Here is a 25,557-nt window from a genome sequence, read left to right as displayed (position 1 = left end):
GCCATGGGTATTGATCTTCCGCTGATCTGGGCCGTGATCATCATCTTCGGCATCATGATGTACGTGGTCATGGACGGCTTCGATCTGGGCATCGGGATTCTCTTCCCGTTCATCCCCGGCAAGGTCGACCGTGACGTGATGATGAACACCGTCGCCCCGGTCTGGGACGGCAACGAAACCTGGCTGGTGTTGGGTGGTGCGGCGCTGTTCGGCGCGTTCCCGCTGGCGTATTCGGTGGTGTTGTCGGCGCTGTACCTGCCGCTGATCTTTATGTTGATCGGCCTGATCTTCCGTGGCGTGGCGTTCGAGTTCCGCTTCAAGGCCAAGGATGACAAACGTCATCTATGGGACAAGGCCTTCATCGGTGGTTCGGTCGCGGCAACGTTCTTCCAGGGCGTGGCGCTGGGTGCATTCATCGACGGTTTGCCAGTGGTCAATCGGCAGTTCGCCGGCGGATCACTCGACTGGCTGACGCCGTTTACGCTGTTCTGCGGCGCCGCACTGGTGGTGGCGTACGCCTTGCTTGGCTGCACCTGGTTGATCATGAAGACCGAAGGCAAGCTGCAAGAGCAGATGCACAATCTGGCCCGGCCTCTGGCCTTCGTGCTGCTCGCGGTGATCGGTGTCGTCAGCCTGTGGACGCCGCTGGCTCACCCGGAAATCGCCTCACGCTGGTTCAGCATGCCTAACCTGTTCTGGTTCATGCCGGTACCGATTCTGGTGCTGGTGACGATGTACGGGCTGATCCGCGCCGTGGCGCGCAATGCCAACTACATGCCGTTCCTGCTGACCCTGGTGCTGATCTTTCTTGGCTACAGCGGCCTGGGCATCAGCCTGTGGCCGAACATCGTGCCGCCGTCGATCTCGATCTGGGACGCCGCCGCGCCGCCGCAAAGTCAGGGCTTCATGCTGGTGGGCACGCTGTTCATCATCCCGTTCATCCTGGGTTACACCTTCTGGAGCTACTACGTGTTCCGCGGCAAGGTTACCCATGAAGACGGCTATCACTAAACCTGTGGGAGCGGGCCTGCCCGCGATGGCGTCGGTAGTGGCGCCATCGATCTGACTGAGGATCGAAGCAATGACCGGCAAACATTCCCTGCACGACATTGAAGAAGCCGAAAAAAAACCGCTGTGGCAGCGGCTCGGCTGGTTGGCCCTGATCTGGGTCGGCAGTGTTGGCGTGCTGTTTATCGCCGCTAGCCTGATGCGCATGTTCATGAATGCCGCAGGTCTGACGACACACTGAATCATCCCGTCCCGGCGCCTTCGGGTACGGCTTTGCAACCCTCCTCGCGGAGGGTTTTTTTTGCCTCGGGATTACTTGCGGGCCTTGAGAATCACGAATTTCGGCGTGGCCGCTACTTGTTCGACGCCGCGGAACAACCGCGCCAGTTTGCTGTGGTAACCCAAATGGCGGTTGCCGACGATGTACAGCGCGCCGCCCACCACCAACGCTTCACGCGCCTGCTGGAACATGCGCCAGGCGAGGAAGTCGCCAACCACCTGTTGCTGATGGAATGGCGGATTGCACAGCACCACATCCAATGATTGCGGCTCCTGTCCGGCCAGGCCATCGCCAGCCCGCACGATCACCTCGCGATCGCCCAGCGCTGCGCGCCAGTTCTCGGCAGCTGATTGCACCGCCATGAACGACTCGTCGACCAACGTGTAATGTGCATCGGGGTTTTGCAGCGCACTCGCGATGGCCAGAACCCCGTTGCCACAGCCCAGATCGGCGACTCGGGCGCTGCCAAGATTTTTCGGCAGATGCGGGAGGAAGGCGCGTGTGCCGATGTCCAGCCCTTCGCGGCAGAACACGTTGGCGTGGTTGAGCAACTCGATCGAAGGCTCGTCGAGGCGATACCGCGAAGGGTAGGGCGAGACTGCGGGTGCTTTTGCTTCAGGTGTGGCAATCAACAGCCGCGCTTTCTTCACTGCCAGAGAGGCTTGTACCGGGCCGATGTAGCGCTCAAGCAAGTCACCGGCAGCGCGTGGCAGGTGTTTGACCATGGCTGCAGCGACCACTTCGGCACCGGGTGCGAGCTGCCCTTGCAAGCGGATCAACTGTTCTTCCAGCAACGCGAGGGTTTTCGGTACACGAATCAGCACCCGGTCGAACGGTCCGACCAATGGCTCGCTGGCAGGGATCCCGCGAACGGCGTCGAACGCCTGGCCATTGCGCAGCAGGTTTTTTTCCAGCCCCTGAAACCCCAGGAAGGAGTCGCCGCTGCTGCTGACCTTGACCTTGCCGAACAGGCTGGCAGCCAGCGCACCGAAGCTGTCGTTGAGCACCAGTACCCGTGTTTCCACCGTCGGTTGCTGTGCCGCCAGATGGTTGAGCAGATATTCGTCGGCCGCATCGAAGGCTTGCAACGGTTCGTTCTGCTGTTCAGGCTGGCGGATCAGGTCGAGTTGGGCGAAGGGTGTTTCAAGCAAAGGCATCGGGCGGGAACTCAGGGTAATCAACGGGGTGTTCCGCAGCCTGACAGTGTGCGGCGGAACCTACTGAGTGGAATGCAACGCAGAACGTTCGCGTCATCACTCAAGAGGCTCACAAATGGTACGTTTTTTTCGTCGTTATTACCTGCATGTTTTCAAACGAGGCAAGGCTGGATCGACTAGATGAGTCGCATTTTGGCGGCCTTTATGACTGCGGAAATCTTGTTGCAGACGTTGAGCTTCTCGATCACGTTTTGCACGTGGTAGTTCACCGTGCGCTCACTCAGGCTAAGGATCTTCGAGATCTCATAGGCCGTTTTACCGCCGGCAGATAACTGCAGAACCTCCAGCTCCCTTGGCGAAAGGTGCGGATGGCTGGGCTTGAGAGAATGAGCCGGCAGCGTCCGGGCAAACATTTCACTCAAGTGACTGGCGGCATAGAACATGTAACCGAAATGCTCATACAGCTCCAGAGGGCTGATCGAGCAATGTCGTCGCGCCAGGCTGACAATACTGCACAAACCACTCTGCTCGTGATGGAACGACTGCGACCAGCCATTTTGCAGTCCATATTGCTGTAATCCCTGCCATATCGGCTGGGTCTCGGCAAATACCGATTCGCACCAGACAATGGGCGTCATTGAATGATTGTAGTGTGATATCAGTGGATCGACTTTACTGTAATGGTTTTCTTCATATTGTGAGTTCCATTCCTTGGGGTAGTTATTGATTTGCAAGGTGTTAAGAGGCAGGTCCCGATGAAGTGAAACAACCGAAATTGCACAAAAGTTGAATCCGAGGTTTTCGGCGAATCGCAGCAGAATCGGATAAGCAGCATCTACTCCCTTGGCAAACGTCAGTTGTTTCAATTGTGATTCCTTCCATGTTTCCATTTCTGAACACTCCAGCGACGTTGCGGGGGGGGCGCGGAATGGATCCAAAAGATCCGGCACGCAACGAAGTGTAGGACGTTTCCTAAGTCTGGCTTTAAATTATTTCGGTATTGCACATTGATGATCTATGCATAAAGATTTCTTCGCGCTCAGATACTTTACATTTAACCCTTCATATAAAGTTGTTGCTCTAATTCTGACTTTTTCGATAGTCAGGTTTTGACAGTTTCGGGCGCTTGTTGAATACCATTATCAGTCGTCGGTGTTTCGCAAGCTCGATTTGCGCGACACTGGCAGTCACCGATCTATGGAGTGACCCATGACCGCCAGTGCCGAGAAATACACCACTCAGACCTTGCTCGATGTGCAAACCTTGACGCCGAGCCTGTTTACCTTGCGCACCACCCGTGATGCGGGGTTTCGTTTCCGCGCCGGGCAGTTCGCCCGGCTCGGGGTGACCAAGGCCGATGGCAGTACCGTGTGGCGCGCTTATTCGATGGTATCGTCGCCATTTGACGAGTTTCTCGAGTTCTTTTCCATCGTGGTGCCGGGCGGTGAGTTCACCAGTGAGCTGAGCCGGTTACAGGTTGGCGACACTTTGCTGGTGGAGCGCCAGGCATTCGGGTATCTGACCCTTGATCGCTTCGTCGACGGGCGTGATCTCTGGCTGTTGTCCACGGGCACGGGTGTGGCGCCATTCCTGTCGATCTTGCAGGACTTCGAAGTCTGGGAAAAATTCGAGCGCATCATTCTGGTGTACAGCGTGCGCGAAGCGCGGGAGCTGGCCTATCAGGATCTGATTGCCGGGCTTAAGCAGCGTGAGTACCTGCGCGAGCATGCCCACAAATTGCAGTTCATCGCGACGGTAACGCGCGAAGCTCATCCGGGTGCACTGCACGGGCGCATTACCACGCTGATCGACAGCGGTGAACTGGAGCGTGCGGCAGGCGTTGAGCTATCGGCGGAGCACTCGCGGGTGATGCTGTGCGGCAACCCGCAGATGATCGATGACACTCGTGCGTTGCTGAAAAAGCGCCATATGAGCCTCAGCCTGACACGTCGGCCCGGCCAGGTGGCCGTGGAAAACTACTGGTAAACAAACGGCGCCTCGCGGGCGCCGTTGTTTATCGTGCAAAAGGTTCAGGGCCGGGTGTTCTGGGCCTTGAGCAAGTCGCGGATCTCGCCCAGCAGCTCTTCTTCCTTGGTCGGTACCGGCGGCAGGGTAGGGGCCACGGCTTCTTCGCGCTTGAGGCGGTTGATGGCTTTTACGCCCATGAAAATCGCGAAAGCGACGATCACGAAGTCCAGAATGGTCTGGAGGAATTTGCCGTAGGCCATCACCACCGCAGGCGCAGCGCCATCGGCGGCTTTGAGCGTGATGGCTAAATCACTGAAGTCCACCCCACCGATCAACAGGCCGATTGGCGGCATGATCACGTCGCCGACAAAAGACGAAACAATCTTGCCGAACGCGGCACCGATGATGATACCGACGGCCATGTCGACCACATTGCCTTTGACCGCGAAGGCCTTGAACTCACTTAGCACGCCCATAGTTATTTCCTTGTTACAGATGAGTTTGGTGTACGCAGTGTAAATCAGCAAAACGCGTCCTGCGCGAAACACCTTCTTACAATGCCCGTTTTTATCGACACATCAATCGACGATTAGTTTGCAAAGTGCCATCAATCGCGCGCGAAATATACGGTAACTCGCTGATCGAAAAGCCAATTTTCTCAATCATGGCGTTACGTTCTTTCTATTTATGTTCGACGCCACAGGCCTCTAGCCTTGGGTTGGCGCATCTGGATGCGCCACAAAACAACCAGAGGATCCTGATATGAATTCCGCACTTGGACTGGGGGCTTTTCCCCGTCGCCGCACCCTCGGTGTACTCACCGCCAGCCTGTTGACCTTCTCTGTCAACGCTGCGCCGCTGACCCGCGATAATGGCGCCGCCGTTGGCGACAATCAGAACTCGCAGACCGCCGGGGCCAACGGCCCGGTGCTACTGCAGGATGTACAACTGATTCAGAAGCTGCAGCGCTTTGATCGCGAGCGCATTCCCGAGCGCGTGGTTCACGCCCGTGGTACTGGCGCCCATGGCACGTTCACGGTCACCAATGATCTCAGCGACCTGAGCAAGGCAAAAGTGTTTGCTGCCGGCCAGAGCACACCGGTGTTTGTACGCTTCTCTGCGGTGGTGCACGGTAATCACTCGCCGGAAACCCTGCGCGATCCACGAGGTTTCGCCACCAAGTTCTACACGGCCGACGGCAATTGGGACCTGGTTGGCAACAATTTCCCGACCTTTTTCATCCGTGACGCGATCAAGTTTCCGGACATGGTGCATGCGTTCAAACCCGATCCACGGACTAACCTCGACGACGATTCGCGCCGATTCGACTTCTTCTCCCATGTACCGGAAGCCACCCGTACGCTGACCGAGTTGTATTCGAACTCGGGCACTCCTGCCAGTTATCGAGAAATGGACGGTAATGGCGTACATGCTTACAAGTTGATCAACGCCAAGGGTGAAGTTCATTACGTCAAGTTTCACTGGAAGAGCCTGCAGGGACTTAACAACCTCACGCCAAAACAAGTCGCGAAAGTTCAGGGTCAAGACTACAGTCACATGACCAATGATCTGGTGAATAACATTAATAAAGGTAACTTCCCGAAATGGGACTTGTACATCCAAGTGCTGAAGTCACAAGATTTGTCCAAGTTTGATTTTGATCCATTGGATGCCACCAAGATCTGGCCAGGTATTCCTGAGCGAAAAGTTGGACAAATGGTGTTGAACCGTAATCCGGCGAATGTGTTCCAGGAAACCGAACAAGTGGCCATGGCGCCGGCGAATATTGTTCCGGGTATCGAGCCTTCCGAAGACCGTTTGTTGCAAGGTCGAGTGTTCTCTTATGCCGATACGCAGATGTATCGCTTGGGTGCCAATGCCCTGCAATTGCCAATCAATGCACCGAAAGTTGCCGTGAACAATGGCAATCAGGATGGCGCGATGAACTTCGGCGCCAGCCACACCGGTGTGAACTATCAGCCGAGCCGACTGCAACCCCGAGAGGAGACGCAAGACGCCCGTTACAGCCAGTTGGCACTGTCGGGCAGCACCCAGCAGGCGAAAATCCAGCGTGAGCAGAACTTCAAGCAGGCCGGCGATCTGTATCGCTCGTTCAGCAAGAAGGAACGCCGGGACCTGATCGACAGCTTCGGTGGCTCACTGGCCAGCACCGATGACGAGAGCAAGCACATCATCCTGTCCTTCCTTTATAAGGCTGATGCGGAGTACGGCACCGGCGTGACGGAAGTGGCCAAGGGTGACCTGAGCCGGGTCAAGGCACTGGCGGCCAAACTGGTCGACTGATACCGATGTAGCACACGGGGCCTGAGTCAGGCCCCGTTCTGTTCAAGGAGGCTGCTGATGCGAATCTGTCTTTTACTGTTGGCCGGTTGTCTGTCGTTCGCGGCATGGGCGGGACCGGTCGAGCAGAGTCCCGAGGCGATCAAGACTCAACTGCGCGACTACTATTTCGACGCGGCCCGGCGCGGTGATGTGCCGATGCTCGACACGTTCATCGAGTCTGGTTATTCCCTCGACACCCGCGACAGCAAGGGTTACACCGCGCTGATTCTGGCGGCCTACCACGGTCAGGCGCCGGCAGTGGAGCGTTTGCTCGCCGCCGGCGCCGATGCCTGTGCCCAGGATCTGCGCGGCAACACGGCGCTGATGGGCGCGATTTTCAAAGGTGAATTGCAGATCGCCCGCCGCTTGATGGCCACCGATTGCAGCCCCGATCAACGTAACGGCGCCGGACAGACGGCAGCCATGTACGCCGGGCTGTTCAAGCGTCTGGAATTGCTCGATGCGCTGAAGGCCAAGGGTGCTGATCTGAATGCCGAAGATCCGTTGGGTAATAGCGCCGCGCGTCTGGCCAGCGGCGAAATCCGCAGTGCTGCGCCGCGCTGATCGGCCGCCCGTGCGTTATCATCGCGGTTTTTGTCGGGGGTTCTGATGGCCAAGGCCAAGCGCATGTACGGCTGCACCGAGTGCGGCGCAACCTTTCCCAAGTGGGCTGGCCAGTGCGGCGAATGCGGTGCCTGGAACACCCTGACCGAGACCATGATCGAAAGTGGCGGCGCCACGGCGCCGACCGGGCGCACCGGTTGGGCCGGGCAGCAGGCGCAGATCAAGACCCTCGCCGAAGTCAGCATCGAAGAGATTCCGCGCTTCTCCACCGCGTCCGGTGAGCTGGATCGGGTACTTGGCGGTGGCCTGGTCGATGGCTCGGTGGTGTTGATCGGCGGCGATCCGGGCATCGGCAAATCGACGATCCTGTTGCAGACCCTGTGCAATCTCGCCAAAAGCATGCCGGCCCTGTACGTCACCGGTGAAGAATCCCAGCAGCAAGTGGCCATGCGCGCCCGCCGTCTCGGTTTGCCGCAGGATCAACTGCGGGTGATGACCGAAACCTGCATCGAAACCATCATCGCCACCGCCCGTCAGGAAAAGCCCAAGGTGATGGTGATCGACTCGATCCAGACGATCTTCACCGAGCAACTGCAATCGGCACCCGGCGGCGTATCGCAAGTACGTGAGAGTGCGGCGCTGCTGGTGCGGTATGCCAAGCAAAGCGGCACGGCGATTTTTCTGGTCGGCCACGTGACCAAGGAAGGCGCGCTCGCCGGTCCCCGTGTTCTCGAGCACATGGTCGACACCGTGCTGTATTTCGAAGGCGAGTCCGATGGGCGCCTGCGTTTGCTGCGCGCGGTGAAAAACCGTTTCGGCGCGGTCAACGAGTTGGGCGTGTTCGGCATGACCGACAAGGGTTTGAAAGAAGTCTCCAATCCTTCGGCGATTTTTCTCACGCGCGCGCAGGAAGAAGTCCCCGGCAGTGTGGTCATGGCGACGTGGGAAGGCACGCGACCGATGCTGGTGGAAGTGCAGGCGCTGGTCGATGACAGTCATCTGGCCAATCCGCGACGGGTGACGCTGGGTCTGGATCAGAACCGTTTGGCGATGCTGCTCGCGGTTTTGCATCGCCATGGCGGGATTCCGACGCACGACCAGGATGTCTTTCTCAATGTGGTCGGTGGGGTGAAGGTGCTGGAAACGGCGTCTGACTTGGCGTTGATGGCGGCGGTGATGTCGAGTTTGCGCAATCGTCCGTTGCCGCATGATCTGCTGGTATTCGGTGAGGTGGGCTTGTCCGGTGAAGTCCGTCCGGTCCCGAGTGGGCAGGAGCGATTGAAGGAAGCCGCCAAGCATGGCTTCAAACGGGCGATCGTGCCGAAGGGCAATGCGCCGAAGGAATCCCCGCCGGGCTTGCAGATCATCGCCGTGACCCGCCTCGAACAGGCCCTCGACGCCCTGTTTGAGTGACTCCTGACCTGTGGGAGCGAGCCTGCTCGCGAAGGGGCTGTGTCAGTCGGCATCATTGCTCAATGACACACCGTCTTCGCGAGCAGGCTCGCTCCCACAGGGGATTTGTAGTGATGGCTAGATTTCGATCAGGGCGCCCAGCTCGCGTTCCAGCTCTTGCGGATCGGCCAGGTTCAGCTCGATCACCCGCCGCAAGCGCTGGATCGATTCCAGGCTGATATGCCGGCAGACAAATCCCAACTGGCCGTTTTCCTCATGGGCCAAGTGCACGTCCATCTCGATTTCGACGTCATCGCTCAGATGAATGTCGACGAAAAAATCCTGTTCCTTATCGCCCAGCCAAGGCTCAGGCCGTTCAATCAGCAGCCCCTTGAGCGACAGGTCAATCAGCTTCACCGGCCAGATGAACTGGCCCTGACTCAGCTCGGTTCTGGCATCGAACGCAATACGTTTGAAGCGACGACGGTTGGCGGGGTGCTCGCTCATGGCGCAATCCTCATGAAGGTTCGCTGACTATAGACCGCGAATGCGGGCGCCAGCCAATCGCTAAAGCGTCTAGACCAACGTCGGGGTATGGCCTTTGGCGCCGTAAGCGCTAAACTCGGGGTGGCTGTCTTTCTTGTCCACCCTGGCTGGAATAATAAAATGAAAAATAATAATAGCCTGCTACGCCACTTACCCTGGCTAGTGTTGGCAATCGTAGGAGCGTGCGCCCTGGGCGTAGTGGCATTGCGCCGCGGCGAGGCGATCAATGCCTTGTGGATCGTGGTCGCTGCTGTGGCCATTTATCTGGTTGCGTATCGTTACTACAGTCTGTTCATCGCTAACAATGTGATGCAACTGGACCCGCGTCGGGCCACCCCCGCCGTGCTCAACAACGACGGTCTGGACTATGTGCCGACCAACAAACACATTCTTTTCGGTCACCACTTTGCCGCGATCGCTGGCGCCGGACCCCTGGTCGGCCCGGTATTGGCCGCGCAGATGGGCTACTTGCCCGGCACGCTCTGGCTGATTGCCGGCGTGGTGCTGGCGGGCGCGGTGCAGGACTTCATGGTGCTGTTCATGTCGACCCGGCGCAACGGCCGTTCCCTGGGCGACATGGTGCGTGAAGAAATGGGCCGTATTCCCGGCACCATCGCCCTGTTCGGCTGCTTCCTGATCATGATCATCATCCTCGCGGTGCTGGCGCTGATCGTGGTTAAAGCGCTGGCCGAGAGCCCGTGGGGCATCTTCACCGTGATGGCGACCATCCCGATCGCGATGTTCATGGGCATTTACATGCGCTACATCCGCCCGGGCCGCATTGGCGAGATCTCGGTGGTCGGCGTGTTGCTGCTGCTCGGTTCGATCTGGCTCGGCGGGCAGATTGCCGCTGATCCGGTGTGGGCCAATGCATTCACCTTCACCGGCGTGCAGATCACCTGGATGCTGGTCGGTTACGGTTTCGTCGCTGCATCGCTACCGGTCTGGCTGATTCTGGCACCGCGCGATTATCTGTCGACGTTCCTCAAGATCGGCACCATCGTCGCCTTGGCGATCGGCATTCTGGTGACCATGCCCGAGCTGAAAATGCCGGCGCTGACCCAGTTTGTCGATGGCACCGGTCCGGTGTGGAAAGGCGGTCTGTTCCCGTTCCTGTTCATCACCATCGCCTGCGGTGCGGTTTCCGGCTTCCACGCGCTGATTTCTTCGGGCACCACGCCGAAGCTGCTGGATAACGAAACCAACGCCCGTTACATCGGTTACGGCGGCATGCTGATGGAGTCGTTCGTCGCCATCATGGCCATGGTTGCCGCTTCGGTGATCGAGCCTGGCGTGTACTTCGCCATGAACAGCCCGGCTGCCGTGGTTGGCAGTGATGTCGCATCGGTTGCGCAAGTGGTCTCCAGCTGGGGCTTTGCGATCACGCCGGAAGCGCTGCAAGCCGTGGCGCACGACATTGGTGAAACCACCATCCTCGCCCGTGCCGGTGGTGCGCCGACCCTGGCGGTCGGTATCGCGCAGATCCTGCACAGTGTCCTGCCGGGTGAAAACACCATGGCGTTCTGGTACCACTTCGCGATCCTGTTCGAAGCGCTGTTCATCCTGACGGCTGTGGATGCGGGCACTCGTGCCGGACGTTTCATGCTGCAGGATCTGCTCGGCTCCTTCGTTCCGGCGCTGAAGCGCACCGAATCGTGGACCGCCAACCTGATCGCCACCGCCGGTTGTGTGGCGATGTGGGGCTGGTTGCTGTATCAGGGCGTGGTCGATCCACTGGGCGGCATCAACACCTTGTGGCCACTGTTCGGTATTTCCAACCAAATGCTGGCGGGTATCGCGCTGATGCTTGGCACTGTGGTTCTGATCAAAATGAAGCGCCAGCGCTACATTTGGGTCACCCTGCTGCCAGCCACCTGGCTGTTGATCTGCACCACGACTGCGGGCTTCATCAAACTGTTCGATGCCAACCCGGCGATCGGCTTCCTGTCGCTGGCGAAGAAATACAGCGATGCGCTGGCCAACGGTCAGGTGCTGGCACCGGCAAAAAGCGTCGAGCAGATGCAGCACGTGATCTTCAACGCCTACACCAACGCAACGCTCACCGCGCTGTTCCTGTTCGTGGTCTTCAGCATCCTGTTCTATGCGCTCAAGGTCGGCATCGCCGCCTGGGGCAAAAAAGAGCGTACGGATAAAGAATCGCCATTCCAGGCTCTGCCGGACGCGTAACCAGAGGATTGCACCATGTTCAATGACCTGAGTCGCCTCGGTAAATACCTCGGTCAGGCCGCGCGCCTGATGGTCGGCATGCCCGACTACGACACCTACGTCGAGCATATGCAAACCAAGCACCCGGACAAACCGGTGATGAGCTACGAGATGTTCTTCCGCGAACGTCAGGAAGCCCGTTACGGTGGCAAGGGTGGGCCGAAGTGCTGTTGAGCTGACAGCGCAAGGTTGAGGTAATCCCCTGTGGGAGCGAGCCTGCTCGCGAATACGGAGTGTCAGTTGATGAATGATTTGACTGGCACACCGCTTTCGCAAGCAGGCTCGCTCCCACATTTGTTTTTGTGTTGTTCATTCATTTTGTGAAGGGGATCTGTTTTGTCTTCTCCCATACCTGTAACGGTACTCAGCGGTTTCCTCGGCGCCGGCAAGACCACTTTGCTGCGCCATATTCTGAAAGCCGAGCACGGCCTGAAAATCGCCGTGATCGAAAACGAATTCAGCGACGCCGGCATCGACACGCAGTTGCTGGGTGATGAGCCGGTGCAAGTCATGACTCTGGCCAACGGCTGTGTCTGCTGCACCATCCACACCGATCTGACCAAAGCGCTTTATCTGTTACTCGAACGCCTGGACAGCGGCGAGATCGCGTTTGATCGCTTGGTGATCGAATGCACTGGTCTGGCCGATCCTGCACCCGTAGCGCAGACCTTTTTCATCGACGAAGAACTGCGTGAGCGTTACCTGCTCGACGGCATCATTACCCTGGTAGATGCCGCGCACGCGGACGTGCACCTGACCCAGACCATCGCTCAGGCGCAGATCGGTTTTGCCGATCGTCTGCTGGTGAGCAAGACCGATCTGGTCGACGAGGCCACGTTCAACGCGCTAAGCGAACGCCTGACGCGGATCAATCGCCGTGCGCCGATCCGTGTGGTCGAGCATGGCAACATCGATCTGGCCGAACTGCTGGATGTGCGCGGCTTCAACCTCAACGCCGATCTTGGCGGCGGCTTGAGCCTGCGTCCGGTGAGCAAGGCGCCATCGATTGATCGCATTTCCAGTCTGGTGCTGCGCACCGATCAGCCGCTGGATATCGATCAGCTCAGTGAGTTCATGAATGAGCTGCTGGAAGAACACGGCAAGCAATTGCTGCGTTACAAGGGCGTGCTGAACATTGCCGGTGAGGATCGGCGTTTGGTGTTTCAGGGCGTGCTGAAACTCTATGGTTTCGACTGGGACACCGAGTGGGCCGAGGGTGAGGCGCGGGAGAGTGTGATTGTGTTTATTGCTGATGATTTGCCGGAAGAGAAGATTCGGGCGGGGTTTGCCAGAGTGGCTTCTGTCTGATGGGTTTGTAGTTTCAATGATGACGCCATCGCGAGCAGGCTCACTCCTACAGGGGAACGGGTTTCAAATGTAGGAGTGAGCCTGCTCGCGATAGCAATCTAACCTGCAACACAATGCTCAAGGTCTGAACCCAGCAGCGTCTGCTCAAGATGATCCAGATGCTGATTCATCAGCATGCCAGCCTTGGAAGCATCGCCACGCTCGACCGCCTCAACCAGCGCCAAATGCTCCTGCCATGCGCAACAACTGTGCGTCTGGCCCCCACTTCGCGCAATCGCTAATGACGTCAACGGCACCAGACTGCCAAGAAAATGCGCCAACGGCACATTCCCCGCCATCTGCGCCAAGTGCAGATGAAACTCCCCGGACAAGCGAATCGCCGCGCCACGCCGATCCTGCTCGACGGCCTCACGCTCGCGCTCGATCAACCCGCGCAAGCGTTTCAACCCTTCAGCCTGCGGGCGCTGACACGCCAGACGCACCAACGTGTTTTCGACCAGCCGCCGCGCATGCAGAGCCTGTCGTGTCTGTTCCCGGTCAGGTGCTGCCACACGCGGCCGATGATTGGCGCGCAGCACAATGACTTGCTCAAGCGACAACTGCTTCAGCACCCGCCGCACATCGGCGCGGCTGACACAGAACATCACTTTCAGACTGTCTTCGGTGAAGCGGCTGTCGGGATTGATGCGCTGTTCGAGAATCGCATCGAACAGTCGCGGATAAAGATCCTCCACTGGCATCCGCAACCGGGAAAAGGGCAGGGGCGCGGCGGTCGGCTGGGCGTGCGAGGGTGACGCGAAACTGTTCATGGCCTGTCTCCTGTGGGGATCAGCGACTCAAGTTGTCTTCCGGAATATTCAGCTCAATGCCCATGCGCTGACCTTCACGCAGAATGTGCCGGCGCATTTCGGCGCTGGCCTGTGCGCTGTTCTTGCTGCGGATCGCGCGCACTACGGCCTCGTTTTCTTCCAGGCGCTCGGCCAGATGCTCTGGCGAATTGCGCAGCACCTCGGCGCTTTGCTTGAGGGCGTTGCTGGTTTGCTGCACCACGCTCTGGAAGATCGGATTCGAGGTGAGCGTGAACAATTCTTCGTGAAAGGCGATGTAGGCGCTGACCCCGGCGTCACTGTCGCCGGCCTCGAGGGCTTCGCGCATGTCCATCAGGGTCAGGCGCAACTGGCCGACTTCCTTGCTGCTGATCGACTGCGCGACCAGGCCGACGATGAAGGGTTCAAGGGTGTAACGCAGTTGCAGCACGTCTTCGAGGCTGGCGCCGGCGACTGCGCTGTCGTGGCTCTGGCTGTCGCTGAGATGCGCATCAAGTACGACCACGCCTTTGCCCGGCATCGAACGCACCAGACCAAGGGTTTCCAGGACGATCACCGCTTCGCGCAGGCTCGGGCGGCTGATGCCCAGTTGTTCGGCCAGTTCGCGCTGGCCCGGCAGCATGTCGCCGGAGCGCCACTGGCCACGGGCGAGCGCCGCACGGAGTTTTTCTACGACTGAGTTGACGACGGTTGATGTAGTGATCACTTGTCTTGCTCCATGTGCCCAAAGGGGCGCCGCAAATCGAAATCAAGAGATCGCCATTTGCGGCAGCGCCGATAGGGTTGAAATCAGAACTCCTGCTGGTGCGCCGGAGTTGCTGGTTTACGCGGCTGAAAGGTGTAGCCCTGCTGGCCGCTGAGTACTTTGTTCGCCCGCTGCACGTCGATGTCCTTTTCCCAACGCGCGATGGCCACAGTGGCGACGCAGTTGCCGATCAGGTTGGTCAGCGCCCGGCCGATGCCCATGAACCAGTCCACCGCCAGCACCAACACCAGACCGACCACCGGGATCGCCGGAATTGCCGTCAGTGTTGCCGCCAGAATCACCAGCGCCGAACCCGGAATGCCGTGGGCACCTTTGGAAGTAATCAGCGATACCAGCAGAATTGTCAGCAGGTCAGTCATGGCCAGCGGTGTGCCGGTGGCGTTGGCGATGAAGACGATGGCCAGGGTCAGGTAGATCGAGAAACCGTCGAGGTTGAACGAGTAGCCGGTGGGAATCACCAGACCCACGGTCGAGCTGCCGATGCCCAGGTGTTCGAGTTTGCGCATGATCTGCGGCAGCACCGCGTCGGACGACGCCGTACCCATGACGATCAACAGTTCTTCACGCAGGTACTTGAGCAGCGGCCACATGCGCAGGCCGGAGGCACGCATCACCAGCCCGAGAATCACACTGACGAAAGCGATGCAGGTCAGGTAGAACAAACCGACCAGACTGCCCAGATGCTGCAGCGAATCCAGGCCATATTTGCTGGTGGTAAACGCGATGGCGCCGAACACGCCGATCGGCGCCAGACGCACGATCATGCCCATGATCCGGAAGATCACATGGCTCAGCTCGTTGATCAGTCGCGAGATTCCGGAAGCCGCTTCGCCGACCAGATTCAACGCGCTGCCGAACAGCACCGAGAACAGCAGCACCTGCAGGATGTTGTTGTCGGCGAAGGCGCCGATCACTGAAGTCGGTATCAGGTCCATCAGGAACTGCGTGGTGGTGTGCATGTGCTGGCCGCGTTCGGCGATATCGCCCATGTCGGCGGCGGACAGCTGCTCCAAATGGATGTTCGCGCCGCTGCCGATGCCGGTGCTGAAGGCGAACACCAGGCCGATCACCAGCGCGATGGTGGTCAACACTTCGAAGTAGATCACCGATTTGAGGCCGATGCGCCCGACCTTCTTCAGGTCGCCTGCGCCGCTGATGCCGCTGACCACCACGCAGAACACGATGAGGCCGATGAGCATCTTGATCAGTTTGATGAAACCGTCGCCGAGCGGTTTGAGCTGGGCCGAGTATTCAGGAAGGGTCAGCCCGCAGACGATGCCGAGCATCAGTCCGAGAACTACTTGGAGGAAGATTGAACGCGAGCACCATCTGAGCATGGGAGGAATCCTGGTCGGTGTCCTGGCTGCTGGCGCATGCACGCTCAGATTCAGGACTTAATTATTGTGGTCTTACCGGTATGTCCAGTGCGGGTGCAGTCTACGCTCGGTTTTTTCGGGATGACAAGTGAAAACAGCAAAATTGGCATGACCGGTCTGACCGGCGGCCATAGCCGCGTAGGAGCTGCCGAAGGCTGCGATCCTTTGATCTTGTTTTTAAGATCCAGATCAAAAGATCGCAGCCTGCGGCAGCTCCTACACGGGAAATCAGGGGCGAAAAAAAACCGGCCAATCACTTGGCCGGTTTTTCATGCTGCGGGTTTAACGTCGCATCAAGCGCCGTACACCGGCAGTTTCTTGCAGATGGCTTTGACTTTCTCACGAACGGCGTCGATCACCGCTTCGTTGTTCAGGTCAGCCAGGATGTCGCAGATCCAGCCGGCCAGCTCTTTGCACTCGGCTTGCTTGAAGCCGCGAGTGGTCACAGCCGGAGTACCGAAGCGCAGGCCGGAAGTGACGAACGGCGAGCGTGGATCGTTTGGCACGGAGTTCTTGTTCACGGTGATGAACGCTTTGCCTAGAGCGGCGTCAGCGTCTTTACCGGAGATGTCCTGCTTGATCAGCGACAGCAGGAACAGGTGGTTCTTGGTGCCACCGGAAACCACATCGAAACCGCGCTCGATGAACACTTCGGCCATGGCCTGGGCGTTCAGCACCACTTGTTCCTGGTAGGCCTTGAACTCTGGCTGCAGTGCTTCCTTGAAGCAGATTGCCTTGGCAGCGATCACGTGCTCCAGCGGGCCACCCTGGGCGCCGGGGAATACCGCGGAGTTCAGCTTCTTCTCGATGTCGGCGTTGGCGCGAGCCAGGATCAGGCCGCCACGTGGACCGCGCAGGGTCTTGTGCGTGGTGGTGGTCACGACGTCAGCGAAAGGCACCGGGTTCGGGTAAACACCAGCGGCAACCAGACCGGCTACGTGAGCCATGTCGACGAACAGGTAAGCACCGACTTTGTCAGCGATTGCGCGGAAGCGTGGGAAGTCGAGAATCTGCGAATACGCAGAGAAACCGGCCACGATCATTTTCGGCTTGTGCTCAACCGCCAGACGCTCGACTTCGTCGTAGTCGATCAGGCCGTTGGCATCGATACCGTATTGAACGGCGTTGTACAGCTTGCCGGAGGAGGAAACGCTGGCGCCGTGGGTCAGGTGACCACCGTGGGCCAGGCTCATGCCCAGAATGGTGTCGCCACCTTGCAGCAGGGCCAGGTAAACGGCGGCGTTGGCTTGCGAACCGGCGTGCGGCTGAACGTTGGCGTAATCGGCGCCGAACAGCTCTTTGGCGCGGTCGATGGCCAGTTGTTCAACGATGTCGACGTACTCGCAACCACCGTAGTAACGCTTGCCTGGGTAGCCTTCAGCGTACTTGTTGGTCAGGACCGAGCCTTGAGCTTCCATCACCGCTGGGCTGGTGTAGTTTTCCGAAGCGATCAGCTCAATGTGTTCTTCCTGGCGCTGAGCTTCTTGCTCCATGGCGGCAAAAAGGTCGGCGTCGTACTTGGCAATAGTCAAATCACGGCTGAACATGGCGGTCCTCAAGGATCGGGGGCAGAAAAGGGGGGCATTCTAACCCAATGGGTTTTGGATGGCATATGAAACGACATCATGTCGCAGACAAGTGGCGTTCATGACAGATGTGCGGTGCTTTTGAAGGCCCCATCGCTGGCAAGCCAGCTCCCACAATGTCTGTGTTTCAGCCCGAGAATATTGATCCACAGCAAGTCCCTGTGGGAGCTGGCTTGCCAGCGATGGCGGCGCCGCCGATCTTCAGTCAAACATGAACAGCGCATCGTTACTGAACTGCGCCTCGAACCGCCCCGCCGGCATCGGCCGCCCGAACAGATACCCCTGAACCTCGTCGCAGCCATGCTCACGCAGGAAGTCCAGTTGCTCATGGGTTTCCACGCCTTCGGCGATCACCGCCAGATTCAGGCTATGGGCCATGGCAATGATCGCCCGGGCAATCTGCGCGTCCTGCTCACCGGACGGCAAACCGTCGACAAACGTGCGGTCGATTTTCAGTACGTCGATCGGGAATTGCTTGAGGTAGTTCAGCGACGAGTAACCGGTGCCGAAGTCGTCGACCGCGATGCTCAGGCCAAGGTTTTTCAGCCCGGCGAGGATCTGCATCGCTTCGCTGACTTCACGCATCAGGATACTTTCGGTCAGTTCCAGTTCCAGGCACGCCGGCGGCAGGCCGGTTTCGCGCAGGATCGTGGCGATCCGCGTACCGAGCTGGCCATCGGAGAACTGCCGCGCGGAAATGTTTACCGAGACCTTCGGTACACGCACGCGGTTCTGGTGCCAGGTCTTCAACTGGCGGCAAGCCTCGCTGATCACCCAGTCGCCTACGTCCACCACCAGACCGAGTTCTTCCAGCACCGGAATGAAATCCCCCGGCGGCACCAGTCCGCGACGCGGATGACGCCAGCGCAACAGCGCTTCGGCGCCGGTCAGGCGTTTGCCGTCGCCGCTGAACTGCGGCTGGTAATACAGGACGAATTCGTTCTGCTCCAGGGCGTGGCGCAAGTCGCTTTCCAGCTCCAGACGCTCCAGCGCACTCGCGTTCATGTCGGCCTGATAGAACTGGAAGTTGTTCTTGCCGCGCTCCTTGGCGTGGTACATCGCCGTGTCGGCGTTCTTCATCAACTGGCTGAGTTCATTGCCGTCCTGTGGACTCAGGGCGATGCCGATACTGGCGGTGACGAAGAACTCGCGGCCTTCCAGCACGAACGGCCGGACCAGGCTGCCAAGGATCTGCTCGGCGACATGAATCGCCCGGTTCAGCGCCAGTTCGCGGCTGGAGCGATGTTGCAGCAGCAACGTGAACTCGTCGCCGCCCATGCGCGCCACGGTGTCGTCATCGTCGACGCAGGCCAGTAGCCGCGTGGCCATGTCTTTCAACATGCGGTCGCCGGCGGCGTGGCCGAGGGAGTCGTTGATCGGTTTGAAGCGGTCGAGGTCAAGGAACATCAGCACCACCCACGACTTCTGCCGCTCGGCCGATTGCAGCGCGGTGTGCAGGCGATCCTGGAACAGCGTGCGGTTCGGCAAGTGGGTCAGGGCGTCGTAGTAGGCGAGGCGGTGAATCCGCTGCTCGCTGGCCTTGCGTTCGCTGATGTCGCTGAAGAAGCACACGTAACTGGCCAGGTCGCCTTCGTCGTCGAGCACCGCGGTGATGCCGACCCATGCCGGGTAGTGCTCGCCATTACGGCGCTTCATCCAGACTTCGCCTTCCCACGTGTTGTGCTCGTGCAGTTGCTTGAGCACGTAGCGCAAGTGCGCGTCCTGTTGCTCGTCAACGGTGAGCATGTTCGGTAACTGGTCGAGCACTTCGCCCACGGCGTAGCCACTGACGCGACTGAAGGCTTCGTTGGCCTGAACGATGTAACCGGCCGGGTCGGTGATCAGGATCGCCGACGTGGAATGCTCGAATACTGTCGCCGCCATGCGCAGGTCTTTTTCGGCGCGGCGCTGCTGGCTGATGTCGCGACCGACACCGAGCACGCCTTCGAACGCGCCGTGTTCGTCCCATACCAGCACCAGGCGCAGCTCGATCGGGATCTTGCGGCCATCGGCACGCAGGCAGTCGAACAGGAACAATTGCGTCTGTACCTGACGGCGCAAAATCGCCAGTTGTTCGGGGTTGTCCAGCGCCTTGCTGACCCGGTCCATCAGTGTGTAGATGCCGCTCAGTTGCTGCGGGTTGGCGATGGTCGATTGCCAGCCGTTCTGGAAAATCCACTCGGCGTCGTAACCCAGCACGGCTTGCACCGACGGGCTGACGTAGTTCAACGAGAGCTTGCTGTCGGTAGAGAAGATCACGTCGCTGATGCTTTCGGCGAGCATGCGGTAGCGCTGTTCGCTGTCACGCAGCGATTCGCTGGCTTCGATCTGCTCGGTGATGTCCTTGGCCACGCCGATGATCCGCGTGACTTGATCGTGCTTGTCGCGCGCCAGGGCCTGTTCGCGAATGTCGAAACGCCGCCATTTGCCGTCGCGATGGCGGAAGCGCAACTGGCATTGCAACAACTGGCTGTAACCGGCGTGGCGCTGCAACTGGCGCGAGCGATGGTAGTAATCGGCGTCTTCCGGGTGCAGAAGGATTTCCCAGAAATACTCGCCCATCTGGTGCAATTCGGTGCGGTTGTAGCCCAGGGTCTGGCCGAGGTGGTGGTTGCTGAAAATCATCCGCTGGCTGATCACGTCCTGCACATACAGATGATCCGGCACGGTGCGCACCACGTCCGACCAGAAACCTTCGCGTTCAAGCAATGACAACTCGATCAGCTTGCGGCTGGTGATGTCGTTGATGCTGAGGATCACCGCTTTGTAGTCGTGCTGCTCGGTCGGCAGGCGCAACACCATCCACAGGTGCTGGTCGCGGCCATTGATGTCCGGCAGTTTGATTTCCAGTTCCAGCTGTTTTTGTTGCTGCAGCACGGCGTCGAGTACTTGATTGCCAATCGCGCAATGGCGGTGCGGATGGCCGTCGATCAGCAATTGCCAGGCGTGCTCGCAGGAATTGACGTTGAGCAGTTGCAGCGCCACTTGGTTGACCTCGGTGACGCGCAGTTCCTGCAGCAACTGTTGGCGTTGCTGCGGTTGGTCGAGCCAGGCCTTGAGCTGATCGCTGGTCTGGATCTGCGCCTTGTCGAAGACTTGCTTCAGACCCGACAGATCGAGCACGCACAGCGCGACCCCGGTGCCTTCGAAAATGTCCTGATAGCGTCGGCGCCCCTCATGCAACTGGCGCTGACGGCGACGCATATTCAACAGCGCGATCACCGGCAGCATCGAGAACGCCAGGCCCAGCAGGCATTTGCCGATAAACGCCGGCAGCAATTCCTCGAGCACGCGCTGGCGGTCGAACAGACCGCGCAACTGCCAATCGCTGCTGCTCAGCGGCACAGTCAGTACGGTGTTGGCCATGTCGTCCGGACTCAAGACGCCGGGCCTGGCCGAAGGCTGTGCTTCGTCGCGACTGATGATCTGATGGTTGATGCGGTTTTCCACCAGCCACAGTGGGCGCAGGCCGGTGTCACCCTGTTTGGTCAGTGAGTCGAAGAAGGTCGGGGTAAGGCGCAACGCCCAATAGCCGCGCGTGCTGCCGCTGGCCTGATGCAACAACAGATGCACCACCGAGCCGTCATCGGCATTGCTGAAATAATGCGCCTGGGCGTGACTGCGGCGGACCAGTTCAGTGAGGTAGTCGGCGTCGTGGCTGTCGACGGCGCTGTCGCTGATGATTCGCCCGGAAGGGCTGAGCAACGCCATGCTGCGCAGATCGGGCAGCGACTGCTGGAGCTTGCGCAGCAGCGCCTGCTGTTCGTCGGCTGATTGCGGTTGTTCGACGATCGGTAGCAGATTGAGGGCGATTTGCGCGTTCAGCGCCATGTTCAGGCTGACCTGCGAGGCGAGGTCGGCGGTGTAATCGATGGTGTACTGACGCTGGTTTTTCTGGGTTTCGCGCAGTTGATCGAGCAGTTGCCAGAACAACAGCGCCAGCAACAAAAGCACGAGCGTCGCCAGCGCACCCTTTAATGTACCGCGCAGGGACGAGCCGGGCGCCGGTGGGGTGCTGCTCACAGAAGCTGGCGGAGTGACATTGGACAAGCTGTAATCCTGCGGTTTGCCTGGACTGGCGCGACGTGCACTATAAGCCGGACGCCCAAAGGGCGGCTAGCATGCCTTGAGTCGTGGCGAAGTGCCAGCCCCGCGCGGCTGGACTGCCTTTCATCAATCAGGTAGCTTTGCCGGTTACGCGGGAGCGTTCCAGCTCCTAGACTCAGACTTTTTCAGCGCGCACGCATTGATAACCATCAAGTGAACGACGCGCATGGTCTGGCCGGGCATCGCCTGCGCTGCAATCATTCATCTGTCACTGACCCAAGGTTCTCCATGGCTCAATACGTCTTCACCATGCATCGGCTGGGCAAAGTTGTTCCGCCGAAGCGGGAAATTCTCAAAAATATTTCGCTGTCCTTCTTCCCCGGCGCCAAGATCGGCGTACTCGGCCTCAACGGTTCGGGTAAGTCCACGCTGCTGAAAATCATGGCTGGCGTCGACACCGAGTTCGAGGGCGAAGCCCGTCCGATGCCGGACCTCAACATCGGTTATCTGCCGCAAGAGCCGCAACTTGATCCGACCAAGACCGTGCGTGAAGTGGTCGAGGAAGCGGTCAGCGTGATCAAGGATGCGCAAGCGCGTCTGGACGAGGTCTACGCCGCTTACGCCGATCCGGATGCAGACTTCGACAAACTGGCTGCCGAGCAAGCCAAGCTTGAAGCGATCCTGCAGGCCAGCGACGGTCATAACCTTGAGCGCCAACTGGAAGTCGCCGCCGATGCGCTGCGTCTGCCGGCGTGGGACGCGAAAGTAGAACACCTGTCAGGTGGTGAAAAGCGTCGTGTGGCCCTGTGCCGTCTGCTGCTGTCCGCTCCGGACATGCTGCTGCTCGACGAACCAACCAACCACTTGGACGCCGATTCGGTTGCGTGGCTGGAGCACTTCCTGCACGACTTCCCGGGCACCGTGGTAGCGATCACGCACGACCGTTACTTCCTCGACAACGTCGCCGGATGGATTCTCGAACTCGACCGCGGCGCGGGCATCCCGTACGAAGGCAACTACTCGGGTTGGCTTGAAGCCAAGTCCGATCGTCTGGCGGCCGAATCCAAGCAGCAGTCGGCGCACGAAAAAGCCATGAAAGAAGAACTGGAGTGGGTGCGCAAAGGCGCGAAAGCCCGCCAGTCGAAATCCAAGGCACGTCTGCAACGCTTCGAAGAAATGCAATCGCAGGAATTCCAGAAGCGCAGCGAAACCAACGAGATCTACATCCCGGCCGGTCCACGTCTGGGCGACAAGGTCATCGAATTCAAGAACGTCACCAAGGGCTACGGCGATCGCGTGCTGATCGACAACCTGTCGTTCTCGATGCCCAAAGGCGCCATTGTCGGCGTAATCGGCGGTAACGGCGCCGGTAAATCGACCCTGTTCCGCATGCTGATGGGCAAGGAACAACCGGATTCGGGCAGCATCGAAGTCGGCGAAACCGTGCAACTGGCCTGCGTCGATCAGAGCCGCGATGACCTCGATGGCAGCAAGACTGTGTTCCAGCAGATCTCCGACGGTTCCGATCAGATCCGCATCGGCAACTACGAGATCCCATCGCGTACTTACGTCGGTCGCTTCAACTTCAAGGGCGGCGATCAGCAGAAGTTCGTCAAGGACCTCTCCGGTGGTGAACGCGGTCGTCTGCACCTGGCGCTGACCCTGAAGGAGGGCGGTAACGTCCTGCTGCTCGACGAACCGTCCAACGACCTCGACGTTGAAACCTTGCGTTCCCTGGAAGAAGCCCTGCTGGACTTCCCGGGCGCTGCGATTGTGATCTCTCACGATCGGTGGTTCCTTGACCGCGTTGCGACCCACATCCTGGCGTACGAAGACGATTCGCAAGCGATCTTCTTTGAAGGTAACTACACCGAGTACGAAGCGGATCGCAAGAAACGCCTCGGCGAAGCGGCTGCCCAGCCACACCGGGTACGTCACAAGAAACTGGCCTGATTCGGGTTGGTTGCATAAAGAGCGGAGCCTTCGGGCTCCGTTTTTTTTGCCCGGTTTTTTTCAGGAGAACCGAGGTGGATTCATCGCTGGCAAGCCAGCTCCCACAGGGATTGTGTTATGTCCGGATTGTGTGAGCGCCGCTAAAACTGTGGGAGCTGGCTTGCCAGCGATAGCGGTGTAACTGTTGGTGCATCAATCAAGTTTGATCTCCCCATTCAGGTGCAAATTGGCGCCAAAAACCAGCCTGATTTATATCCTGTGCACCATTTAATTTCATAACTGCGACATTTTGCTCTGTTCCAGTGCGCAATTCGTTTGTTACAGTCCGGCCCAATCTCCTCCAACGACAATAAATTTGCCGAGACTTTTGCCATGATCGAATCCGTCGAATCCTTCCTTGCCCGCCTGAAAAAACGCGACCCGGATCAACCCGAATTCCACCAGGCCGTTGAAGAAGTCCTGCGCAGTCTGTGGCCGTTTCTCGAAGCCAATCCGCATTACCTGACCTCGGGAATTCTGGAGCGCATTTGCGAACCGGAGCGCGCGGTGGTGTTCCGCGTGTCGTGGGTCGACGATCAGGGCAAGGTTCAGGTCAATCGCGGTTTCCGCATCCAGATGAACAGCGCCATCGGTCCGTACAAGGGTGGCTTGCGCTTTCACCCGTCGGTCAACCTGGGCGTGCTGAAATTCCTCGCCTTCGAACAGACCTTCAAGAATTCCCTGACCTCGCTGCCCATGGGTGGTGGCAAGGGCGGTTCCGACTTCGATCCGAAGGGCAAGAGCGACGCCGAAGTCATGCGCTTCTGCCAGGCGTTCATGAGCGAGTTGTATCGCCACATCGGTGCCGACGTTGACGTGCCGGCCGGTGACATCGGTGTCGGTGCGCGCGAGATCGGTTTCCTCTTCGGCCAGTACAAACGCCTGAGCAACCAGTTCACCAGCGTTTTGACCGGCAAAGGCATGACCTACGGCGGCAGCCTGATTCGTCCGGAAGCCACCGGTTTCGGCTGCGTGTACTTCGCCGAAGAAATGCTCAAGCGTCGCGAGCAGACCGTTGAAGGCAAGCGCGTGGCGATTTCCGGCTCCGGTAACGTTGCGCAATACGCCGCGCGCAAAGTCATGGATTTGGGCGGCAAGGTGATTTCGCTGTCCGACTCCGAAGGCACGCTGTACTGCGAAGCGGGCTTGAGCGAAGAGCAATGGCTGGCGTTGCTGGAGCTGAAAAACGTCAAACGCGGACGCATCAGTGAACTGGCGACAGCGTTCGGTCTGGAATTCCGCGCCGGGCAATTGCCGTGGTCACTGCCGTGCGACATCGCGCTGCCGTGCGCCACGCAGAACGAACTCGACGCCGAAGCCGCACACGCGTTGTTGCGCAATGGCTGTGTGTGCGTGGCCGAAGGCGCGAACATGCCGACTACGCTGGAGGCTGTGGATATCTTTATCGAGGCCGGCATTCTGTTTGCCCCGGGCAAGGCGTCCAACGCCGGTGGCGTGGCGGTGAGCGGTCTGGAGATGTCGCAGAACGCCATGCGCCTGCTGTGGACAGCGGGCGAGGTGGACAGCAAGTTGCACGCGATCATGCAGTCGATCCATCACGCTTGCGTGCATTACGGCGAAGAGAACGGCCGGATCAACTACGTCAAAGGCGCGAACATTGCCGGCTTCGTCAAAGTTGCCGACGCGATGCTGGCGCAAGGTGTGGTTTAAGCCGGTTCGATGCGGATCACTTCAATCAATTGATCGCCGGCGGGGCGCTGCCACAGCACCTCGTCGTTGAGTCGGGCACCGAGCAGGGCGCGGCCCAGCGGTGAGCCCCAATTGATCAGGCCTTTGCTGGCATCGGCCTGATCTTCGCCGACCAATTGCACCCGGCGTTCGGTGTCGTGTTCGTCGGCGTAGGTCACCCGACTGCCGATCTGCACCTTGTCGGTGGAGGTCGCGGCAACCGCGACTTGTGCGCTGCTCAAGCGTTGATTGAAGTAACGCAGATCCCGTTCCAGGTCCGCCAGGCGTTGCTTGTCGGCCTGCTCACCTTTGGCCGATTGTTCGGCGTGCAAGGTTTGCAGTTCGGCGACTTTTGCCTGCAACTGCGCCAACCCCTGCGGCGTGACGTAATTGGGCTGCGTGCTGACCTGCCGTTCGACCGGTTGATCGGCTTGCGCGGCGGCGTTGTCTTCGTTGACGAATGCGCGACTCATGGTGTGCTC

21 protein-coding genes are annotated in these 25,557 nt (G+C 59.2%); 11 read left to right on the top strand and 10 right to left on the bottom strand.

Going from position 1 to position 25,557, the window contains the following annotated elements:
- Positions 1–3: 3 nt before the first annotated feature.
- Both cydB and U6037_RS25070 read left to right on the top strand, forming a co-directional pair.
- Positions 4–1,011: a cytochrome d ubiquinol oxidase subunit II gene (gene cydB, locus U6037_RS25075; RefSeq protein WP_093434736.1), complete on the top strand. Its 1,008-nt coding sequence runs from the start codon at positions 4–6 to the stop codon at positions 1,009–1,011.
- A gap of 70 nt (positions 1,012–1,081) precedes the next feature.
- Positions 1,082–1,249 (top strand): DUF2474 domain-containing protein, encoded by a 168-nt coding sequence (locus U6037_RS25070; RefSeq protein ID WP_016773090.1) that lies wholly within the window; start codon positions 1,082–1,084, stop codon positions 1,247–1,249.
- 71 nt (positions 1,250–1,320) lie between these two features.
- On the opposite strand, the gene U6037_RS25065 is transcribed toward U6037_RS25070, so the two are convergent.
- Together U6037_RS25065 and U6037_RS25060 are read right to left on the bottom strand one after the other, a co-directional pair.
- Positions 1,321–2,445: a class I SAM-dependent methyltransferase gene (locus U6037_RS25065; RefSeq protein ID WP_322844879.1), complete on the bottom strand. Its 1,125-nt coding sequence runs from the start codon at positions 2,443–2,445 to the stop codon at positions 1,321–1,323.
- Positions 2,446–2,621: 176 nt separating this feature from the next.
- The gene (locus U6037_RS25060; protein ID WP_322844878.1) at positions 2,622–3,335 is read right to left on the bottom strand and encodes an autoinducer binding domain-containing protein; all 714 of its coding nucleotides are present in this window, start codon (positions 3,333–3,335) and stop codon (positions 2,622–2,624) included.
- Positions 3,336–3,654: 319 nt separating this feature from the next.
- Here U6037_RS25060 and U6037_RS25055 point away from each other — a divergent pair, with 319 nt between their 5' ends.
- Positions 3,655–4,431 carry a ferredoxin--NADP reductase gene (locus U6037_RS25055; RefSeq protein WP_322844877.1) on the top strand — a complete coding sequence of 259 codons (777 nt, stop codon included), beginning with the start codon at positions 3,655–3,657 and terminating at the stop codon, positions 4,429–4,431.
- 44 nt (positions 4,432–4,475) lie between these two features.
- Here U6037_RS25055 and mscL read toward each other — a convergent pair whose 3' ends face one another.
- Positions 4,476–4,889: a large-conductance mechanosensitive channel protein MscL gene (gene mscL / locus U6037_RS25050; protein WP_038361758.1), complete on the bottom strand. Its 414-nt coding sequence runs from the start codon at positions 4,887–4,889 to the stop codon at positions 4,476–4,478.
- 286 nt (positions 4,890–5,175) lie between these two features.
- On the opposite strand from mscL, the gene katB reads away from it, so the two are divergent.
- From katB to radA, 3 genes are read left to right on the top strand one after another with little or no spacing between them, the layout of a single operon-like run.
- Positions 5,176–6,717, top strand: a complete 1,542-nt coding sequence (gene katB / locus U6037_RS25045) for a catalase KatB (protein WP_322844876.1) — start codon at positions 5,176–5,178, stop codon at positions 6,715–6,717.
- Positions 6,718–6,774: 57 nt separating this feature from the next.
- Complete coding sequence (locus tag U6037_RS25040) at positions 6,775–7,320, top strand: ankyrin repeat domain-containing protein (protein WP_322844875.1); 546 nt, start codon at positions 6,775–6,777, stop codon at positions 7,318–7,320.
- 45 nt (positions 7,321–7,365) lie between these two features.
- The gene (gene radA / locus U6037_RS25035) at positions 7,366–8,733 is read left to right on the top strand and encodes a DNA repair protein RadA (RefSeq protein ID WP_007909773.1); all 1,368 of its coding nucleotides are present in this window, start codon (positions 7,366–7,368) and stop codon (positions 8,731–8,733) included.
- Between the two features lie 117 nt (positions 8,734–8,850).
- On the opposite strand, the gene U6037_RS25030 is transcribed toward radA, so the two are convergent.
- A complete protein-coding gene (locus U6037_RS25030) occupies positions 8,851–9,219 on the bottom strand; it encodes a PilZ domain-containing protein (protein WP_322844874.1) in 369 nt (122 codons plus the stop codon).
- A 159-nt stretch (positions 9,220–9,378) separates the two neighbouring features.
- On the opposite strand from U6037_RS25030, the gene U6037_RS25025 reads away from it, so the two are divergent.
- The 3 genes from U6037_RS25025 (at position 9,379) to yjiA (ending at position 12,792) form a co-directional block, all read left to right on the top strand.
- Positions 9,379–11,445 carry a carbon starvation CstA family protein gene (locus tag U6037_RS25025; RefSeq protein WP_322844873.1) on the top strand — a complete coding sequence of 689 codons (2,067 nt, stop codon included), beginning with the start codon at positions 9,379–9,381 and terminating at the stop codon, positions 11,443–11,445.
- A 15-nt stretch (positions 11,446–11,460) separates the two neighbouring features.
- On the top strand, positions 11,461–11,658 hold the full coding sequence (locus U6037_RS25020; protein WP_003228401.1) for a YbdD/YjiX family protein: 198 nt from the start codon (positions 11,461–11,463) through the stop codon (positions 11,656–11,658).
- A 162-nt stretch (positions 11,659–11,820) separates the two neighbouring features.
- Positions 11,821–12,792, top strand: a complete 972-nt coding sequence (yjiA, locus tag U6037_RS25015; RefSeq protein WP_322844872.1) for a GTPase — start codon at positions 11,821–11,823, stop codon at positions 12,790–12,792.
- Between the two features lie 98 nt (positions 12,793–12,890).
- Here the strand turns inward: yjiA and U6037_RS25010 are convergent, their stop codons facing one another.
- From U6037_RS25010 to morA, 5 genes are all read right to left on the bottom strand, one after another.
- Positions 12,891–13,601 carry a GntR family transcriptional regulator gene (locus U6037_RS25010; RefSeq protein ID WP_322844871.1) on the bottom strand — a complete coding sequence of 237 codons (711 nt, stop codon included), beginning with the start codon at positions 13,599–13,601 and terminating at the stop codon, positions 12,891–12,893.
- Between the two features lie 19 nt (positions 13,602–13,620).
- Complete coding sequence (locus U6037_RS25005; RefSeq protein WP_150751711.1) at positions 13,621–14,325, bottom strand: FadR/GntR family transcriptional regulator; 705 nt, start codon at positions 14,323–14,325, stop codon at positions 13,621–13,623.
- Positions 14,326–14,408: 83 nt separating this feature from the next.
- Positions 14,409–15,722 (bottom strand): C4-dicarboxylate transporter DctA, encoded by a 1,314-nt coding sequence (locus U6037_RS25000; RefSeq protein ID WP_277759365.1) that lies wholly within the window; start codon positions 15,720–15,722, stop codon positions 14,409–14,411.
- 332 nt (positions 15,723–16,054) lie between these two features.
- Complete coding sequence (gene glyA / locus U6037_RS24995) at positions 16,055–17,308, bottom strand: serine hydroxymethyltransferase (protein WP_007909785.1); 1,254 nt, start codon at positions 17,306–17,308, stop codon at positions 16,055–16,057.
- Between the two features lie 240 nt (positions 17,309–17,548).
- Positions 17,549–21,397, bottom strand: a complete 3,849-nt coding sequence (gene morA / locus U6037_RS24990) for a cyclic di-GMP receptor MorA (protein ID WP_322844870.1) — start codon at positions 21,395–21,397, stop codon at positions 17,549–17,551.
- A gap of 285 nt (positions 21,398–21,682) precedes the next feature.
- Here morA and ettA point away from each other — a divergent pair, with 285 nt between their 5' ends.
- Together ettA and gdhA are read left to right on the top strand one after the other, a co-directional pair.
- On the top strand, positions 21,683–23,347 hold the full coding sequence (ettA, locus tag U6037_RS24985) for an energy-dependent translational throttle protein EttA (protein ID WP_093434780.1): 1,665 nt from the start codon (positions 21,683–21,685) through the stop codon (positions 23,345–23,347).
- A 372-nt stretch (positions 23,348–23,719) separates the two neighbouring features.
- Complete coding sequence (gene gdhA / locus U6037_RS24980; RefSeq protein ID WP_322844869.1) at positions 23,720–25,057, top strand: NADP-specific glutamate dehydrogenase; 1,338 nt, start codon at positions 23,720–23,722, stop codon at positions 25,055–25,057.
- Here gdhA and U6037_RS24975 read toward each other — a convergent pair.
- Complete coding sequence (locus tag U6037_RS24975) at positions 25,054–25,548, bottom strand: GreA/GreB family elongation factor (RefSeq protein WP_322844868.1); 495 nt, start codon at positions 25,546–25,548, stop codon at positions 25,054–25,056. The genes gdhA and U6037_RS24975 overlap by 4 nt on opposite strands.
- Positions 25,549–25,557: the final 9 nt, after the last annotated feature.

Source organism: Pseudomonas sp. B33.4 (genome assembly GCF_034555375.1).
Lineage (GTDB): Bacteria > Pseudomonadota > Gammaproteobacteria > Pseudomonadales > Pseudomonadaceae > Aquipseudomonas.
This window is presented reverse-complemented; position numbering and strand designations above follow the sequence as displayed.

What these genes read in the sequence shown, in the direction of transcription:
- mscL (WP_038361758.1), bottom strand. Translation starts at nt 4,889, where the DNA reads ATGGGCGTGCTAAGTGAGTTCAAGGCCTTCGCGGTCAAAGGCAATGTG.
- U6037_RS25000 (WP_277759365.1), bottom strand. Translation starts at nt 15,722, where the DNA reads ATGCTCAGATGGTGCTCGCGTTCAATCTTCCTCCAAGTAGTTCTCGGA.
- U6037_RS25060 (WP_322844878.1), bottom strand. Translation starts at nt 3,335, where the DNA reads ATGGAAACATGGAAGGAATCACAATTGAAACAACTGACGTTTGCCAAG.
- U6037_RS25025 (WP_322844873.1), top strand. Translation starts at nt 9,379, where the DNA reads ATGAAAAATAATAATAGCCTGCTACGCCACTTACCCTGGCTAGTGTTG.
- U6037_RS25055 (WP_322844877.1), top strand. Translation starts at nt 3,655, where the DNA reads ATGACCGCCAGTGCCGAGAAATACACCACTCAGACCTTGCTCGATGTG.
- U6037_RS25040 (WP_322844875.1), top strand. Translation starts at nt 6,775, where the DNA reads ATGCGAATCTGTCTTTTACTGTTGGCCGGTTGTCTGTCGTTCGCGGCA.
- katB (WP_322844876.1), top strand. Translation starts at nt 5,176, where the DNA reads ATGAATTCCGCACTTGGACTGGGGGCTTTTCCCCGTCGCCGCACCCTC.
- ettA (WP_093434780.1), top strand. Translation starts at nt 21,683, where the DNA reads ATGGCTCAATACGTCTTCACCATGCATCGGCTGGGCAAAGTTGTTCCG.
- cydB (WP_093434736.1), top strand. Translation starts at nt 4, where the DNA reads ATGGGTATTGATCTTCCGCTGATCTGGGCCGTGATCATCATCTTCGGC.
- gdhA (WP_322844869.1), top strand. Translation starts at nt 23,720, where the DNA reads ATGATCGAATCCGTCGAATCCTTCCTTGCCCGCCTGAAAAAACGCGAC.
- U6037_RS25070 (WP_016773090.1), top strand. Translation starts at nt 1,082, where the DNA reads ATGACCGGCAAACATTCCCTGCACGACATTGAAGAAGCCGAAAAAAAA.
- U6037_RS25010 (WP_322844871.1), bottom strand. Translation starts at nt 13,601, where the DNA reads ATGAACAGTTTCGCGTCACCCTCGCACGCCCAGCCGACCGCCGCGCCC.
- U6037_RS24975 (WP_322844868.1), bottom strand. Translation starts at nt 25,548, where the DNA reads ATGAGTCGCGCATTCGTCAACGAAGACAACGCCGCCGCGCAAGCCGAT.
- radA (WP_007909773.1), top strand. Translation starts at nt 7,366, where the DNA reads ATGGCCAAGGCCAAGCGCATGTACGGCTGCACCGAGTGCGGCGCAACC.
- U6037_RS25020 (WP_003228401.1), top strand. Translation starts at nt 11,461, where the DNA reads ATGTTCAATGACCTGAGTCGCCTCGGTAAATACCTCGGTCAGGCCGCG.
- U6037_RS25065 (WP_322844879.1), bottom strand. Translation starts at nt 2,445, where the DNA reads ATGCCTTTGCTTGAAACACCCTTCGCCCAACTCGACCTGATCCGCCAG.
- glyA (WP_007909785.1), bottom strand. Translation starts at nt 17,308, where the DNA reads ATGTTCAGCCGTGATTTGACTATTGCCAAGTACGACGCCGACCTTTTT.
- U6037_RS25030 (WP_322844874.1), bottom strand. Translation starts at nt 9,219, where the DNA reads ATGAGCGAGCACCCCGCCAACCGTCGTCGCTTCAAACGTATTGCGTTC.